The following is a 17,749-nucleotide window of genomic DNA, read 5'->3' on the forward strand; positions in this document are numbered from 1 at the left end:
TTATAGCAAACAAAAAGGGTTAAACCAACGTTTAACCCTTTGTGTGATTAGTGGCGGAAATGGCGCATACCAGTTAGTACCATTGCCATGCCAGCTTCATCAGCAGCTGCAATCACTTCTTCATCACGCATTGAGCCTCCAGGCTGAATTACCGCAGTAATGCCAGCGGCTGCTGCTGCGTCAATGCCATCACGGAATGGGAAGAATGCGTCAGACGCCATAACTGAACCTTTAACTTCAAGGTTTTCGTCGGCGGCTTTTATACCTGCAATTTTAGCTGAGTATACGCGACTCATTTGGCCTGCGCCCACACCAATGGTCATACCGTCACGGGCATAAACAATTGCGTTTGATTTAACAAACTTAGCTACTTTCCAGCAAAACAGTAAATCTTTAAGTTCTTGCTCAGAAGGCTGGCGCTTAGAAACAACTTTTAAGTCGCCTTGCGTTACCATGCCTAAGTCGCGGTCTTGAACTAAAATACCGCCGTTAACGCGTTTAATATCTTGGCCAGCTGCTTTACCTGTCCACTGTCCACACTCTAATAGACGAACGTTCTTTTTAGCTTCAACAATTTTTGCAGCCTCGCTCGAAATACTAGGTGCAATAATTACTTCAACAAACTGACGGTCAACAATTGCTTGTGCAGTTGCTGCATCTAGCTCTCGGTTAAAGGCAATAATGCCACCAAATGCTGATGTAGGGTCTGTTTTAAAAGCGCGCTCGTATGCTTGTAGAATGTTGTCCCCAATTGAAACACCACACGGATTAGCATGTTTTACAATTACGCACGCAGGTACGTCAAATTCTTTAACACATTCAAGGGCTGCATCGGTATCGGCAATATTGTTAAACGAAAGGGCTTTACCTTGCAATTGAGTTGCTGTTGCAACTGATGCTTCAGCAATGTCATTTTCAACATAAAAAGCAGCATCTTGATGTGAGTTTTCACCGTAACGCATATCTTGCTTTTTAGTGAACTGCATATTGATAGTACGTGGGAATTTAGTCTCTACAGCAGCTTCCTCGGTGTAATCAGGCACCATTTTACCGAAGTAGTTAGCAATCATGCCATCGTATTGTGCAGTGTGCTCGTAGGCGGCAATCGCTAAATCAAAACGTGTTTTGTACGTTGTTGAACCATTGTTGTTTTGCATTTCGCTAATAACACGGTCGTAGTCGCTCGCGTTTACCACGATTGTTACATCTTTGTGGTTTTTAGCTGCTGCACGAACCATTGTAGGGCCGCCAATATCAATATTTTCAATGGCATCTTCAAGGCTGCAGTTTTCTTGAGCGACTGTATTCGCAAAGGGGTATAAGTTAACTACAACTATGTCGATAGCAGAAATGTTGTTATCTGCCATTACGCTTTCATCTTGTCCGCGACGAGCTAATATGCCGCCGTGAATTTTTGGGTGAAGAGTTTTTACGCGACCATCCATGATTTCAGGGTGGCCTGTGTGATCTGATACTTCAGTCACTTTTATGGCGTTATCAGCAAGTAGTTTACATGTGCCGCCAGTTGATAAAATATCAACGCCTTGCGCTTCAAGTGCGCGGGCAAATTCAACAATACCGGTTTTATCAGACACACTTAATAGTGCGCGACGAATGGGACGATGAGTATCCATTGTAGTTTGATTTCCTCAGTTAATGAGCTAGCTTAGAAGCGGGCATTTTAACTGATTACTACTCAAAAAACGACTTATAAAGGCTCAATAAGCGTGAGCATTTTGCAATTTAGTTAATAAACTGTAGGCATAAAAAAAGCACCCTAAGGTGCTTTTTTTGCATAATACCAGTTGTATTGGATTAGTAAGTAGTAATAACGATAGAAAAACAAGTCTATAACAAGGCAAAAATTTTGCAGTGTAGTTATTCTACATAAAAACTTTTAACGACGTTATGGGCTTGTTTAGCTCGTTAGAATACTTACGCTTTCAATATAATTGGTATTAGTTCATGCCGTATTTTTTAAGCTTTTTACGTAAAGTACCACGGTTGATACCTAGTAAAATTGCTGCACGAGTTTGGTTACCACGTGTATATGTCATTACTTCTTCAAGTAATGGCGCTTCTAGCTCTGAAAGAACAAGGTCGTAAACGTCTTGCACATCTTGACCGTTAAGCTGCTTTAAATAGTGGTGAACAGCTTTTTTTACTGCATCACGCAATGGCTGCGGTTTCTCGTGTGACTGAACATGAGGGTTAGTGATAAATGGAGAAGTCACGTTTTGTTCGAACATTATTAAGTCTCTTTCTTTCTTAGTTAGCTGCTAGTGTTTTAAAGTATTGCTCTAATGCGACGACCTGTGCCTGTGGGTTGTCGAGCGCATTAAATACTCGCCTAAACTGACCATCACTGTCATGGGTTTGCAAATACCAAGATACATGTTTGCGAGCAATTCGCGCTCCCATTGGCTCACCGTAAAACATATGGAGGTTTGTTAAATGCTCCATTAATATACTGCGCACCTCTGCAATAGCAGGTGGCTGTAAATGTTCCCCAGTTCGCAAATAGTGGTCTATCTCCCTAAATATCCAAGGGCGACCTTGGGCGGCTCGGCCAATCATAATGGCATCTGCACCCGTATAGTCTAAAACCTGTTTTGCTTTTTCTGGTGATGTAATATCACCATTGGCAACAACAGGAATCGACACTGAACGTTTTATATCCCTAATCGTGGCGTACTCAGCATCACCTTTGTACATACATGCACGCGTACGCCCATGTACAGCAAGTGATGCAATGCCATAACGTTCAGCTATTCTCGCAATCTCTACACCATTACGGTTATCCGGATCCCATCCTGTACGGATTTTAAGTGTCACAGGTATATCAACAGCATTAACGACTGCATCAATAATCTCTTCCACAAGTTCAGGAAACTGTAATAAGGCAGAGCCTGCGAGTTTCTTGTTCACTTTTTTTGCTGGGCACCCCATATTGATATCTATGATCTGTGCACCATTAGCAACATTGAATTGTGCGGCCTGCGCCATAAGCTCAGGATCTGCTCCTGCAATTTGCACCGCGCGTATACCCGACTCACCGCTGTGATCCATACGGTTCATCGACTTTTCTGTTTTCCAAACCTTAGGATTTGACGATAGCATTTCAGACACAGCTAAGCCCGCACCTAAGCGTCGACAAAGTTGTCTAAATGGTCTGTCTGTAATGCCTGCCATTGGCGCGACAATTACATTATTCTCAAGTTGGTATTTACCGATACGCACTATATTCAATAGGCCTCTTTTCAAGGGGCGCTAAGTTTACGGTTTTTTTCACAAAAATCAAAGGCTATAAATTGAACAAAAGTAACTTTTTTTTGCCCTTTTCGTATTGACATTTGATAACCACATGACAAGTAGGTTGATTTGTTTGAAATTCATACAGATTTTATTTTTTACAAGATAACTAGAAAGTTTTTGGATATGTAAAAAAATAGTAAAGCCTGTTAAATACAGGCTTTACATGCATGTTTTGAGTTAATGCTCTAGATTTGATTGTTCGATTTATTACGCTTTTTTAGTGCCACTTACTCGAGTCCAATCACCTTCAACGGCAACGTCATCTAGTTCAATAAACGGTGCATAAATGTCAGCAACCGATTGCGCTTGTTCTTCTAAAATACCCGACATGGCAATTTTACCACCTGGTTTTAATAACCCTAAAATCACACTATGTAATTCGCGAAGTGGCTGGGCTAAAATGTTTGCCACTACTATATCTGCACTAAACTCAGGTTGGTTTTCTGGAAGGTATACTTCGAGTTTGTCTGCAACACCATTTCGGTTCGCGTTATCAAGGCTTGCTTCAAGCGCTTGAGGGTCAATATCTATCCCAATCATACGCTCTGCACCTAGTTTTATAGCTGCAATACCTAAAATGCCTGAACCACAACCAAAATCAACAACCGTTTTACCCGTCAGATCTTGGCTTTCTAACCACTTAAGGCACAAGGCCGTTGTTGCATGTGTGCCCGTGCCAAAAGCAAGGCCAGGGTCTAGCAATACATTTACAGCATCAGGGTCAGGAATATCGCGCCAGCTTGGGCAAATCCATAGTTTTTCGCCAAATTGAATAGGGTGGAAGTTATCCATCCATTCACGTTCCCAGTCTTTATCTTCAAGTTGCTCGATTTTGTATACTAAATTGTCTTTTAGCTCATCATGGCGCTTTAATAACGCAACGACTGCGTTCATATCATGATTAGCTTCGAACAAGCCAATAACCGTGGTATCAGCCCAGAACACAACGGTGCCAATTTTAGGCTCGTAGATAGGGGTGTCTTTTGCGTCAATAAAGGTTACTGAAGCGCTACCCGCTTCCATTAATAGATCGCTTACGGCATCAGCTGTTGCAGCATTGGCATTAATACGAATTTGGATCCAAGCCATGGTTATTTCCTTCAAATAGAAAAAAGGCCGCTATAGCGGCCTTTTTAGTTTATATAGTAGCGCTAAATTATTTAGCGTCTAAAAAGCTTTTCAGTAAATCTGAGCGAGAAGGGTGGCGTAATTTACGCAGCGCTTTCGCTTCTATTTGACGAATACGTTCACGTGTTACGTCAAACTGTTTACCTACTTCTTCTAAGGTGTGGTCGGTATTCATATCAATACCAAAACGCATACGTAGTACTTTAGCTTCACGAGCTGTTAAGCCTGCAAGTACATCGTTAGTTGCGCCACGAAGAGATTCCATTGTTGCCGAATCGATTGGCGAATCAATAGTTGTATCTTCGATAAAGTCACCTAAGTGAGAATCTTCATCATCACCGATTGGTGTTTCCATTGAAATTGGCTCTTTAGCAATCTTAAGTACCTTACGGATTTTATCCTCAGGCATCATCATGCGTTCTGCTAATTCTTCTGGATTTGGCTCACGACCCATTTCTTGTAACATTTGACGAGAGATACGGTTAAGTTTATTAATCGTTTCAATCATATGTACAGGAATACGGATTGTTCTTGCTTGGTCAGCAATAGAGCGTGTGATTGCTTGACGTATCCACCACGTAGCATAAGTAGAGAACTTATAACCACGGCGATATTCAAACTTATCAACCGCTTTCATCAGACCAATGTTACCTTCTTGGATTAAATCTAAGAATTGTAAGCCACGGTTTGTGTATTTTTTAGCAATTGAGATTACAAGACGTAAGTTAGCTTCAACCATTTCTTTTTTCGCACGGCGTGCTTTCGCTTCACCTATGCTCATTCGACGGTTGATGTCTTTAATACGCTCAATGCTTAAACCTGTTGTTTGTTCAATAACAGATAATTTATTAATGCTACGAATGATTTCTGGCTTAACTTCTTCAAGTTTAGCTGAATACTTTTCGTTACCTGAAATTTCTAAATCAACCCAAGAAGCGTCAGTTTCGTTATTAGCAAAATGCTTAACGAATGTTTTCTTTGGTAATTTAGCAATTTGAACAGCTTGCTTCATGATTAGGCGTTCTTGAACACGAACACGATCCATCATTTCACGCATGTTATTTACCATGCGGTCAAACTGTTTAGGTATTAATTTAAATGTTCTGAAAAGCTCACCAATTTCAAAAATGGCTGCTTGTGATTCAGGATGCGAACGACCTTTAGCTTCAAACGTATCACGTGCTTTATTATATAAATCACGTAAATTTTCAAAATGAATACGAGCTTCTTCAGGATCTGGTCCTGTGTCTATCTCTTCTTCATCTTCATCATCGCTATCAGCATCATCTTTGTCATCTTTATCGTCGTCCTCAAGTTGCTTAGCACTTAATTCTGAACCGATGTTAGTTGCTGAAATTGGCGCTGTATCTTCATTAGGATCGATAAAGCCAACGATAATATCGCTTAAACGCATTTCTTCAGCTTCAAACTTATCCCACTGCTCTAGTAGGTAAGTGATTGCTTCAGGGTACTCTGCAACAGAAATCTGTACTTGATTAATGCCTTCTTCAATACGTTTAGCGATTACAATTTCGCCTTCACGTGTAAGAAGTTCAACAGTACCCATTTCACGCATGTACATGCGAACTGGATCCGTTGTACGGCCGATTTCTTTTTCTACAGTCGCAAGGGCTGCTGCGGCAGCTTCAGCTGCGTCTTCGTCTGTCGTTGTTTCTTGCATCATTAATTCATCAGCATCAGGCGCGTTTTCGCTAACCTTGATACCCATGTCATTAATCATGCTTATGATATCTTCTACTTGATCTGAGTCTATAATGTCTTGTGGAAGGTGATCATTTACTTCTGCAAAAGTTAAGTAGCCTTGCTCTTTACCTTTCTGAATCAGAAGTTTTAATTGTGACTGAGGAGTTGGATCCATAGAGATTGTTTCTTCCACTCTGATAAGTTGATACAACAGGCGCCATCATGTAGTTTGCATTAAAGCTAACTAGAATAATGTGACGCAGTGAATAGCACAGTATAACAGTTTAAATCAATTTTGACTAGGGTCTGTTGGTCTTTCAGGATTAAAGTTTGTTCTATCCAAGGGGGGTTTAATCGCGGCGCGAGGTTTGTAACCTAGTGGGCTAAGTAAAAACCGAGCAACAAAGAATAAACCTCCCTTGGGTAGAACCCAAAGGGCAGCGCGTGTTTGGCATTTATGCTGCGTTATCGCCTATTTATGTGGAATAACCACACTACATAGGCTCTGTCTTGTCTAAATACCAAACACACTGCTGTAAACTTAACTTCGAAAGATAAACAGACCCTAACTGTTAGTCGCTTTTAACGCTGTCATTAACAAATGACACTCAAGCCTTTCATCGCTACTGAGGCCTTGCGTCTTGTCCTTTATTAATAGGGTCTCGAGTCGATAATTTAAACACTGATCTTCAATAAACTTGAAAGTATTTTTAAAAACCGTCTCTAAACGTTCTTCATTTATCTCATGTTGCCACGTTGCAAGCTTGATTAATGGCTCGTAATCTTCAGTTCCTCGAAAAAACTCGAGCAGTTGCGCTGTGGTCACATTTTCTTTTTCTAAAGCTTGTTCTTGTAATCGTAATAACAGCCCTATGCCAGCAATGTTCATTTGTGCAAGCTCAGGTAAATACGGCACACTTTTAGCTAAATTAGGGTGCTGGATCAATATACCGATAGCTTGGCGCATAGGTGTTATTTTAAATTTACGTTCAATAGAGTGTTGCTGTTTAGGCGTTTTTAAACGGCTATTCAACTGCTCACGCGTTCTGCCAATTAAGCGTCCTAATTGTTCAAGAATGTTTTCTTGATAAAACTCACTTGGAATTTTTTCAATTAGTGGAAGTGCTGCACTAAGAAGTTTAGCTTTTCCTGAATCGATTGTTAAATCAACTTCTTGGCTTAATTTATTAAATAATACTTTGGTAAAGTCATCTGCTTGGCTTAGGCGCAATTCGAATTGCTCCTTACCTTCTTTTTGTACAAGCGAGTCAGGGTCTTCGCCATCTGGTAAAAATGCAAATTGTAGTGCTTTACCATCGTTTAAATAAGGGAGTGCATTTTCAAGTGCCCGCCAAGCAGCATCACGGCCAGCCCTGTCGCCATCGTAACAACAGATTACTTTATCAGTAGTTCTAAATAAAGTGTGCATGTGCTCGCTTGTTGTTGCTGTCCCCAGTGATGCAACTGCATATTCAATCCCTTGTTCAGCTAAGGCAACAACATCCATATAACCTTCAACAATCATTACATGATCAAGTTTTTTATGGGCTTGCTTTGCTTCGTAAAGTCCATAAAGCTCAAAGCCTTTATGGAAAATTCGGGTTTCTGGCGAGTTTAAATATTTTGGCCCTTGGTCGGCTTGCATTACACGCCCACCAAATGCAATAACGCGTCCGCGTTTATCGCGAATAGGGAACATTAGGCGATCGCGGAAAAAATCAAATTGTCTGCCTGGTGTTTTTTCTGAAGCGAGCTTTAGCTCAACCAATTGCTCTTTTTGTTCTTTATTACGACCAAGCTGTAGGCATAGCCCATCCCATTCACTGGGAGCGTAGCCAATCATAAATTTTTTAACAGTTTCACCGCTTAAACCACGGCCTTTAACATACTCAATAACAGTAGCAGAATTACTATGGTGTTTTAATTGGTGCTGATAAAAGCGAGCAGTATGAAGCATTAAGTCGTAATCGGAGCGCTTTTGCGCAGCCGTACGCTCTGGTGCTGAGTTTGCGCCTTGTTCTCGAGGTACTTCTAAGTTAAGCATGCTAGCTATTTCTTCAATAGCATCTACAAACTCTAGCTTTTCGTACTCCATTACAAACGAAATTGCATTACCATTAGCGCCACACCCAAAGCAGTGATAAAACTGTTTGTCTTGCGATACAGTAAATGAGGGAGATTTTTCGTTATGAAATGGGCAGCAAGCTTGATAATCCTTACCTGCTTTTTTTAGACCTACTTTTGAGTCTATCAGGTCGACAATATCGGTTCTGGCAAGTAAATCGTCTATAAAGTTACGTGGGATCTTTCCGGCCATTAGTAAAATACAGTCCTGAAATAATAAGAAGAAGAACGAATATGAAATTTACTTTTTTATACTTGCTTGATGCAAAATATAGTGTGCTTTAACTTACCAAAATGACAGCGAAATAAATAGGGAAGCTATAAAAAATTTCATTTTAAAGTAACCTAATCGGTGTACTTTTTATTAAAGTTAAAAACAAAGAAACCGAGCGCTAGGCTCGGTTTACTTCAATCATACTTTAATGTATGTGGGAGTATTAGGCAGTTAATCGTTGCTTAATTAAACCAGAAATCTTACCCATATCGGCTCGACCTTCAGCTTTGCTTTTGATTATACCCATTACTTTACCCATGTCTTGCATACCTGCTGCATTAGTATCAGCAATAGCCGCGTCAATGAGAGCAATTATTTCTTCTTCACTCAATTGTTGAGGTAAAAAAGTTTCAAGCGCTACTATTTCATTGGCTTCAATATCAGCTAAATCATCACGCCCAGCATCTTTGTACTGAGTGTAAGAGTCACGACGTTGTTTAACAAGCTTCACTATAACGGAGGTAATACCTGCGTCGTCTAGCGTTGTTTGCTCGTCAATTTCACGTTGCTTGATTGCAGCAAGTACCATACGAATAGGGTTAAGACGTTGCTTGTCTTTAGCTCTCATCGCATCTTTTTGCGCATCTTTTAGCGTTATTAAAAGGCTCATTTATACAAGACCTAATATATTAGTATAATTTAACGCGACGAGCGTTATCACGAGAAAGTTTTTTCATGTGACGTTTAACTGCAGCAGCTTTTTTACGCTTACGCTCAGCTGTTGGTTTTTCATAGTGCTCGCGACGACGAACTTCTGAAAGGATTCCTGCTTTTTCACATGAACGCTTGAAGCGACGAAGTGCTACGTCAAACGGTTCGTTCTCTCTTACTTTAATTACTGGCATTAAAAATTCACCTACCTAAATTATGAGCGTTGCTCAAGTTGATCAAACATTGATCAAGTGGTTCAAAAATGGTGCGGTATTGTAATCCGAAGCAACACCACATGTAAAGGACAATATTAACAGAAACGCATTACGTTAAACAGTATTAATTTGCTTGGCGCTGGTACAGTTGGCAAAGTACTTGTCCCGCCTTTTTTTCTTTAATTAACAACCAGTTGGTTGGTATTTCTAAGGCGGCTAGCTCTGCCTCTACTTCAACATAAATTAAAGCGTCGTTGCTTAACCATTGGTTTTTTTCTAATAAATTGCAGGTTGTTTGCGCTAAATCTTTACGAAATGGTGGGTCAACAAATACAAGATTAAAAGCTTCGTTTGTGTTTTTTTGCTCTAAAAAGGAGAGCGAATTGGTATGTTTAACGTATGCGTTGTCGAGCTTTAAAGTGCTAATATTTTGTTCTAATTGCTTAGCAGCTAATGAGTCGAGCTCGATAAATGTAGCGCTTTTAGCAAATCGAGACAGTGCTTCAAATCCCAATCCACCAGAACCTGCAAAACAATCAAGTACATTTGCGTCACGCGTATCTTGCATTAGCCAATTAAATACAGTTTCTTTAATTCGATCGGTAGTAGGTCTCAAGCCTTCTACGTTTTTAACAGGGAGTTTACGGCCTCGAAATTGACCACTAATCACTCTAATAAAGCCATCATTGGGCTTGTTAGCAGCTTTATTTTGCGTTGTTTTTTTTCTCATTTAGCTCACTAAAAAATGGTATATGGTATCTAGCTCAGATAATATTATGGGCGATTACGTGTAGCTTCATTTTTCAACCGCATTAAAAGTGTTACTATTGAACACTTACGTTTTGGATGGTTGTATTTATTAGCAACTATTGCTGGGCATTGCCAAGCTATTTCAAATTTTAGTTTATCAGATTTTTATAAGTGGTTATTAGCAAGTATGACAAAAAAAAGTAAATTCATGTCGTGGCTCGGTTTTGGCAAGTCAGATAAAAAAGAAGCAGAGCAAAAAGCAGCAGCTGATAAACAACAAGTATTAGCGCAAGAAGAGGCGCAGAAGCTAGAGCAAGCTGAAGCTGATCGTTTAAAAGCTGAGGCTGAAACAGAGCGCTTAGAGCAAGAGCGTATCGCTGCTGAAAAAATTGAAGCAACACGTTTAGAGCAAGAAAAACTAGCGCAAGAGCAAGCTGAAGCTGAACGGTTAAAAGCAGAGGCTGAAACAGAGCGTTTAGAACAAGAACGCCAGCGTGCTGAAAACGCGGAAAAGATTGCCATTGAGCAGGCCAATGCTGAATTGCTTGCAAAACAGCAAGCAGATGCCGAGGCGCAAAGACAAGAACATGCGCAACGTTTAGCCGATCAAGAAAAAGAGATGCGCTTAGAGCAAGAACGATTAGCGGCAGAAAAAGTAGAGGCTGAGCGACTAGAGCAAATACGCCTTGAAAAACAAGATGAGGCGATCAAAGCCGAAAAGCTTGCAATAGAGCAGGCGAATGCTGAGTTATTAGCAAAAGAACAAGCGGACGCTGAAGCTCAAAGGCAAGAGCAAGCGAAGCGCTTAGCAGAACAAGAAGCGCAGATGCTTTTAGAGCAAGAATGCATTGCGGCTGAAAAAGCAGAAAATGAGCGCTTAGAGCAAGTGCGTATTGCAGCTGAAAAAGCAGAAAATGAGCGCTTAGAGCAAGAACGCCTTGTTGCTGAAAAAGCAGAGAATGAACGATTAGAGCAAGAACGTATTGCAGCTGAAAAAGCAGAGAATGAACGCTTAGAGCAAGAACGCCTTGCAGCTGAAAAAGCAGAAAATGAACGTTTAGAGCAAGAGCGCATTACTGCTGAAAAAGCAGAAAACGAACGTTTAGAGCAAGAACGCATTGCAGCTGAAAAAGCAGAAAATGAACGTTTAGAGCAAGAGCGCATTGCGGCTGAAAAAGCAGAAAACGAACGTTTAGAGCAAGAGCGCATTACTGCTGAAAAAGCAGAAAATGAGCGTTTAGAACAAGAACGTATAACAGCAGAGCTTGCAATTGAAGAAGCTAAAAAAGCAGAAAAGCCGAAAAAAGAAGGGTTTTTCTCTCGTCTTAAAAAGGGCTTGTTAAAAACTCGCGTTAATATAGGTTCTGGTTTTGCATCTATTTTTAGTGGTAAAAAAATAGATGACGAATTATTTGAAGATCTTGAAACACAGCTGCTCACCGCCGATTTAGGCGTTGATACCACCATGAAGTTGATTGATAGCTTAACTGATGCTGCAAACCGTAAACAGTTAAAAGATGGTGATGCGCTTTATGAATTAATGAAACAAGAAATGGCTGCGATGCTTAAAACGGCAGAACAGCCTTTAGTCATAAGCGAAGATAAAAAGCCGTTTGTTATTTTAATGGTAGGCGTAAATGGTGTTGGTAAAACAACGACTATTGGTAAAATGGCTAAGCAATTTCAAAACGAAGGTAAGTCGGTTATGCTGGCTGCTGGTGATACGTTTAGAGCGGCAGCTGTTGAGCAGCTTCAGGTTTGGGGTGAACGTAACAGCATTCCCGTTATTGCACAGCATACAGGTGCAGATAGTGCATCAGTTGTGTTTGATGCATTCCAAGCGGCTAAAGCACGCAATATAGACGTGTTAATTGCTGATACAGCTGGGCGCTTGCAAAATAAAGATAACTTAATGCAAGAGCTTGAAAAGATAGCTCGTGTAATGAAAAAGATTGATCCTGATGCGCCGCACGAAGTGATGTTAACTATCGATGCAGGCACAGGGCAAAATGCAATTAGCCAAGTAAACCTGTTTAATCAATGTGTTGGTTTAACTGGTATTACGCTTTCAAAACTTGATGGAACTGCAAAGGGTGGTGTTATTTTTGCGGTTGCAGATAAGTTTAATATTCCAATTCGTTACATTGGTGTTGGTGAAGGTATTGATGATTTACGCGCTTTTAAAAGCGATGACTTTATTGATGCGTTATTTAGCCAAGATGAGGACGACGTTTAATTTACCAAAAAAGGGAGCTAGCTCCCTTTTTAATTGCGAGGAATACTAATTTCATTAGTGTGTTAATGGAGTTGGCATAATAAAAAGATGATAAATTTTCAGCAAGTAAGTAAGACCTATCCTGGAGGACACCGCGCCCTCGAAAAAGTTAATTTTCATATTAAACCGGGTGAACTTGCCTTTTTAACTGGCCACAGTGGTGCGGGTAAAAGTACGTTGCTTAAGTTAATTAGCTTAATGGAACGTCCTTCAGCAGGTAGTGTATTTATCAACGGTGTTGATTTAAACAAAGTAAACTCGCGTCAAATTCCTTATGCTCGTCGTGATATAGGTATTATTTTTCAAAATCATAGGTTATTAGAGCGCTATACTATTTTTGATAACGTGGCATTACCTCTCATTATTGAGGGGACTCACCATAAGCAAATAGCTAAACGGGTCCATGGCGCGCTTGACAAGGTAGGCCTAATTGACAAAGTGAAATGTCATCCTTCAATGCTCTCTGGAGGCGAACAACAACGTGTTGGTATTGCTAGAGCTATTGTAAACTCCCCACCAATTTTACTAGCTGATGAACCAACAGGTAATCTTGACCCAGAGCTTTCAATGGAAATACTAAAGTTGTTTGAAGACTTTAATAAACACGGTACCACTGTTCTTATCGCAACGCATGATTTGGGTTTGGTTGCACGTATGAAGTACCGTAGTTTAACCTTAAAAGATGGCCGTATGCTTCAAGACCCGCTTGCTGAGGGGGCACTATGAGTTTACTTTTTAAAGGTCGCCAAAATAGTAACGACAAGCAAAAAAAATCAGTATTAGCTGGCGGTTACTTTTTTATTATTAATATTTTTCGCCAAGGTGTGCATAGCTTAGGTGAAATGTGGCGCACGCCGCTTGCGTCTATGATGACTATCGCTGTACTTGGTTTGAGCCTAACGTTACCTGCAACACTTTACTTAGTCGTTAAAAACGTACAGCAAGTGAGTAGTGGCTTTGAAGAGGCGAGTGAAATATCGTTGTTTGTAAAAGAAAGTATGAACGAGCAAGAAACGCAAACATTAGTAAAGCGTTTAGCACTTTACCCAGAAGTGGAAAGTGTTGAATTTATTTCAAAACAACAGGCATTAACTGAATTTAAAGACGTATCTGGCTTTGGGCAAGCTTTGGAGTATTTAGATAAAAATCCATTACCGGATGTGGTACTCGTTACTCCAACAAAACGTCACAGACATCCAAATGCAGCTAAAGTACTGCTAACTAAATTAGAAAGTGAACGTGAAGTTGATTTTGGTAAGCTCGATATAGCCTGGTTAGAGCGTTTAAATGCATTACTAGATTTACTCAAAGAAAGTGTAATAACCATCGCATTATTACTACTTACCTCAGTGACACTTATTATTGGTAACACCATTCGTTTGTCGATCATGGATAAAAAAGAAGAAATACAAGTAATGAAGCTAGTAGGCGCAACGAACACCTTTATACATGCCCCATTTTTGTGGACCGGTATTTGGTATGGTGTAATAGGTGGTTTGTTTGCCTTTATATGCGTAGGTCTGATGATGTGGTGGCTTTCAAGCGCTGTGAGCAGTGTAGCGGGGGTGTATCAAACAAGTTTTTCGTTAATAGGATTATCGCTTAATGAACTCGGCTTTTTAGTGTTACTTGCAACAAGCTTAGGATTTGTAGGCTCGTACCTTTCTGTAAATCGATATATTAAAGAAATAGAACCCGATAAAGTATAAAAAACCCTGCAAACTATAAGTGAACCAACCCAGCTTGATATGCGTATCGTATCGAACTGGGTTGTACCTCCCGTTATTAAAACTGTCATATTTGTGTACTATCCTCCCATAAAGTAATGAGTTGTAAATAAGGTGATGCTGTTAGGTTAATTGGCTGCAATCCCTCAATTCATCACTTATTCAGTCGCTTGTAGTAGACTAAACACATACTAAAAACTGCTTGATTTATACTTTTAAAAAGTTTTAAATTGGGGTTAGCACTCTTAGAGAAAGAGTGCTAAGATAGTTTCAAATGTTTATCACCGAGGTGAAAAATGAGTAAAGATTTATACGCAATGGCACTTACAGTCGGACAACAAAGCGCAAGCATGGACGGTTACCTTCAAGCGGTAAGCACTATTCCTATGCTTAAAGTTGAACAAGAGCAAGAACTTGCTAAAAGACTTCAGGAAGAAGGCGATCTTAGTGCTGCCAAGCAACTCATTATGTCGCATTTACGCTTTGTAGCACATATTGCTAAAAGCTACTCGGGATACGGCTTACCACAAGCTGACCTTATTCAAGAAGGTAATATAGGCCTGATGAAAGCGGTTAAACGTTTTGACCCTACAGTGGGTGTACGTTTAGTGTCGTTTGCAGTGCATTGGATTAAAGCCGAAATTCACGAGTTTGTTCTTAAAAACTGGCGAATAGTTAAAGTTGCAACCACTAAAGCGCAACGTAAATTGTTTTTTAATCTTCGTAAAAACAAAAAGCGTTTAGGCTGGTTCAACCAAGCTGAGGTTAGCACTGTTGCTAGCGAGCTAGGTGTGAGTGAAAAAGAAGTACGTGAAATGGAATCGCGCATGAGCGGCCAAGACATGGGCTTTGACCTAACTGGTGACGATAACGACGATGCACCAACAAGTACATACTCTCCAGTACAGTATTTAACAGATGGCGCAGCAGACTTAGCTGACGACGTTGAACAAGAGCAGTGGAAAGAGCAAGCGCATACTCGTTTATTTAGCGCACTTAAAACACTAGATGAACGTTCACAAGATATTGTTAGCGCACGTTGGTTGTCTGATGATAAAGCGACGCTTCAGGAGCTTGCACAAAAGTACAGTGTATCTGCTGAGCGTGTTCGTCAGCTTGAAAAAACAGCGATGAAAAAGTTACAAAGCGCTATGAGCTAATATTGCTCAAGCAGCAAAATTTAAAAAGCCCTGCATGAAAATGCGGGGCTTTTTGCTTTTGAGTAGGTTGGTTTGAGCGAAGCGAAACCCAACGATAAAATATCTAATCAAGTAATACCGATACTCTGCATTATCGAATGGTTATACCAATCCGCAATAATACTTAATCATTTTACGGGGCTAAACGTGTCGCTACCTGCGTTAAAAAATTCTCATTTAGAACAACTGAATAGTGAATTTTTTGCCTAGCTATCAACACGTTTTTCCGCCCTCAAAATAGACCACTTAATTAAGCGAATTGGTATTAGTTTATTATTCGGATATAGCATTATTTAAAGCTTATATCACCTAGCACTCACTCCTTTTCCCTCAGCATGCGCTAACTGAATGTACTTACGTTCAACTAATTGCGAAACCGGTACGAGTTCAAAACCTTGCTTAGTTAGCTCTGGTAAGGCATGGCGTAAAAATTCGATGGTTTCAGGGTAAGGATGAGCAATTGCAATGGCAAAGCTATGGGAAATGGCTAATTGTTTTAACTCTTCAAGCCTTAGCTGCAGTTGTTCTGGTGTAGTTATGTTGTCTAAAAACACTTGGCGACTAATATTAGCAACACCCAAAAAGTTAGCGGCATTTTGTGCCTGGCTCAAATCGGTTGTGCGACTATCTAAAAAATATAAATGACGCTTTTTAAGTACTTCCATTGTCCACTTCATAGCTTGGCTTTTTTGCGTAAGCGCTGAGCCCATGTGGTTATTAACGCCTTTAACTTGCGGTAAACTAGCGAGAGCTGTTCCAAGAGTTTGCTGAAGCTGCTCTTTATTCATATTTAAAGTAAGCGCACCAGGCCCTAGTTCTTTACCGTTAAGTGCTTGCATAGGTACATGAAGCAATAACTCTTTATTTGATTGACTGGCAAGTGTTGCAAAAATTTGCGAATAAGGGGTATGGGGCAAAATTGAATACGACAATTGCCCAGGTAAGGAAAGGAACTCTAAGTCCCGTTGATGATAGCCTATATCGTCTATCACTATTGCTATTTGCTTGGCGCTAATTGTTGCAGAGCTAAAACAAATAACTAATGTTAGCCATTTTATTATTTTCACGTTTATAGTTTTTATTATCTTTTTAGCTTTGTTTAACAGCTTATACAAGCTATTGCATGCTGAGTAATTGTTTGGCTTTAACCAACTGTAAATCGGTTAGATTACCAGTAAGTAATTGCGCATTATTGTTAGTGTGTTCATTTTTTATTATAACGGCTTTATTACTTTGTGAAAGGTTTGTTTGATTAACCGCCACATCTGGGGTTATTCCTATTCCATCAATCGATTTACCTAACGGTGTGAAGTATTTCGCTGTGGTGAGCTTTAATGCGGTATTGCCATCACCGAGTGGAATGAGTGATTGTACAGAGCCTTTCCCAAAAGATTGGCTGCCAACAATGGTTGCTCGTTTATTATCTTTAAGTGCTGCTGCAAGTATTTCGGCTGCAGAGGCTGAATTTTCGTTTATAAGCACAACTATGGGCGCATTTTTTAGAATATCTCCACGCTTTGCGTAAAATGCTTGGTTGGCATCGTAAAAACGTCCTTTAGTCGTCACTATAGTCCCACTTTGTAAAAATAGGTCTGATACCGCCACTGCGCTTTGTAATGTCCCCCCTGGGTTATCACGTAAATCAATTACTAAGCCTTTAAGTGGGTAGCCAAAATGGCTTTGCAGGGCGGCAACTTGTAGTGCAACTTCATGTAATGTGTGGTTAGAGAAGTTATTGATAGCTATGTAACCAGTTCCATAATCTAAACGTTCGCTTGTTACACTTTCGAGGTTTATTTGGCGACGTGTGACATGAAAAGTGAGTGGGTTTTTATTGTTATCGCGATTTACAATTATATCTATATTCGAAAATTCACTGTCTCTTATTAGTGTTGCTACTTCGTCGATAGTACGGTTTTGAGCTGCGTTGTTGTTTACACTTACAATAATATCGCCTGGTAAAATACCTGCCGCTTTTGCGGGCGAATTATTAACCACGTTAACAATAGTCATATTCTCGTCTATGTTTTTAACTTCTATACCAATACCTGTGTAACGACCATTTGTGTTATCAAATAATGAGGCTAATTCATACTCATTTAAGTACTTAGAATAGGAGTCGAGTTTTGAATATAAACGCTCAAACTGCTGGTTGTTATATTTAATATGGTGGCTATTTTGTAAGGTGAGATCTTCAACGTAATAGGTATGAATGTTAAAGAGTATTTCGTCTATTTGTTGTCTTTTAAGATCTTTAATTGAGCTTGCTAGTGCATTACTAGTAAAGGTAATTAGGGTTAGTAATACAAGCAAGTACAGACTTATATAAAAGTCTGCACTTTTTTTATTAACGGTATTTATTGTGTGTTTTTTAGTTGTCATCAGCT

General features: G+C 39.9%; 15 protein-coding genes. 4 read left to right on the top strand and 11 right to left on the bottom strand.

Translation table 11 applies throughout. The features are described from left to right. Positions 1-47 precede the first annotated feature (47 nt). From purH to rsmD, 9 genes are all read right to left on the bottom strand, one after another. Positions 48-1,634, bottom strand: coding sequence for a bifunctional phosphoribosylaminoimidazolecarboxamide formyltransferase/IMP cyclohydrolase (gene purH / locus QT16_RS09635; RefSeq protein WP_039488247.1), 1,587 nt, complete (start codon positions 1,632-1,634; stop codon positions 48-50). A 324-nt stretch (positions 1,635-1,958) separates the two neighbouring features. Then, the gene (gene fis, locus QT16_RS09640) at positions 1,959-2,249 is read right to left on the bottom strand and encodes a DNA-binding transcriptional regulator Fis (RefSeq protein ID WP_002957804.1); all 291 of its coding nucleotides are present in this window, start codon (positions 2,247-2,249) and stop codon (positions 1,959-1,961) included. Positions 2,250-2,268: 19 nt separating this feature from the next. Next, entirely contained in the window at positions 2,269-3,240 is a 972-nt protein-coding gene (gene dusB, locus QT16_RS09645) for a tRNA dihydrouridine synthase DusB (RefSeq protein WP_024603689.1), read from the bottom strand. Between the two features lie 282 nt (positions 3,241-3,522). Continuing rightward, complete coding sequence (gene prmA / locus QT16_RS09650; RefSeq protein WP_039488250.1) at positions 3,523-4,404, bottom strand: 50S ribosomal protein L11 methyltransferase; 882 nt, start codon at positions 4,402-4,404, stop codon at positions 3,523-3,525. Between the two features lie 67 nt (positions 4,405-4,471). Further along, on the bottom strand, positions 4,472-6,322 hold the full coding sequence (gene rpoD, locus QT16_RS09655; protein WP_002957800.1) for an RNA polymerase sigma factor RpoD: 1,851 nt from the start codon (positions 6,320-6,322) through the stop codon (positions 4,472-4,474). A gap of 390 nt (positions 6,323-6,712) precedes the next feature. Continuing rightward, positions 6,713-8,464 carry a DNA primase gene (dnaG, locus tag QT16_RS09660; RefSeq protein WP_039488251.1) on the bottom strand — a complete coding sequence of 584 codons (1,752 nt, stop codon included), beginning with the start codon at positions 8,462-8,464 and terminating at the stop codon, positions 6,713-6,715. Between the two features lie 244 nt (positions 8,465-8,708). After that, positions 8,709-9,155 (bottom strand): GatB/YqeY domain-containing protein, encoded by a 447-nt coding sequence (locus QT16_RS09665; RefSeq protein WP_039488253.1) that lies wholly within the window; start codon positions 9,153-9,155, stop codon positions 8,709-8,711. A gap of 19 nt (positions 9,156-9,174) precedes the next feature. Further along, positions 9,175-9,390, bottom strand: coding sequence for a 30S ribosomal protein S21 (gene rpsU / locus QT16_RS09670; protein ID WP_002957797.1), 216 nt, complete (start codon positions 9,388-9,390; stop codon positions 9,175-9,177). Positions 9,391-9,535: 145 nt separating this feature from the next. Next, complete coding sequence (gene rsmD, locus QT16_RS09675) at positions 9,536-10,141, bottom strand: 16S rRNA (guanine(966)-N(2))-methyltransferase RsmD (RefSeq protein ID WP_039488255.1); 606 nt, start codon at positions 10,139-10,141, stop codon at positions 9,536-9,538. A 207-nt stretch (positions 10,142-10,348) separates the two neighbouring features. On the opposite strand from rsmD, the gene ftsY reads away from it, so the two are divergent. The 4 genes from ftsY to rpoH all read left to right on the top strand — a co-directional run bounded on the left by ftsY (position 10,349) and on the right by rpoH (position 15,323). Then, a complete protein-coding gene (gene ftsY / locus QT16_RS20595; protein ID WP_082007362.1) occupies positions 10,349-12,397 on the top strand; it encodes a signal recognition particle-docking protein FtsY in 2,049 nt (682 codons plus the stop codon). Positions 12,398-12,484: 87 nt separating this feature from the next. Beyond that, positions 12,485-13,162 carry a cell division ATP-binding protein FtsE gene (gene ftsE / locus QT16_RS09685; RefSeq protein WP_002957793.1) on the top strand — a complete coding sequence of 226 codons (678 nt, stop codon included), beginning with the start codon at positions 12,485-12,487 and terminating at the stop codon, positions 13,160-13,162. Further along, positions 13,159-14,145, top strand: coding sequence for a permease-like cell division protein FtsX (gene ftsX, locus QT16_RS09690; RefSeq protein WP_002957792.1), 987 nt, complete (start codon positions 13,159-13,161; stop codon positions 14,143-14,145). The genes ftsE and ftsX overlap by 4 nt, the downstream gene beginning before the upstream one ends. 314 nt (positions 14,146-14,459) lie before the next feature. Beyond that, positions 14,460-15,323: an RNA polymerase sigma factor RpoH gene (rpoH, locus tag QT16_RS09695; protein ID WP_002957791.1), complete on the top strand. Its 864-nt coding sequence runs from the start codon at positions 14,460-14,462 to the stop codon at positions 15,321-15,323. Positions 15,324-15,667: 344 nt separating this feature from the next. Here rpoH and QT16_RS09700 read toward each other — a convergent pair whose 3' ends face one another. Next, entirely contained in the window at positions 15,668-16,429 is a 762-nt protein-coding gene (locus tag QT16_RS09700; RefSeq protein WP_100218332.1) for a divergent polysaccharide deacetylase family protein, read from the bottom strand. A 49-nt stretch (positions 16,430-16,478) separates the two neighbouring features. Then, on the bottom strand, positions 16,479-17,744 hold the full coding sequence (locus tag QT16_RS09705) for a S41 family peptidase (RefSeq protein WP_052201223.1): 1,266 nt from the start codon (positions 17,742-17,744) through the stop codon (positions 16,479-16,481). Positions 17,745-17,749 lie beyond the last annotated feature (5 nt).

Origin of the sequence: Pseudoalteromonas distincta, assembly GCF_000814675.1 — a bacterium.
In the GTDB taxonomy this organism is placed as follows: Bacteria; Pseudomonadota; Gammaproteobacteria; order Enterobacterales; family Alteromonadaceae; genus Pseudoalteromonas; species Pseudoalteromonas distincta.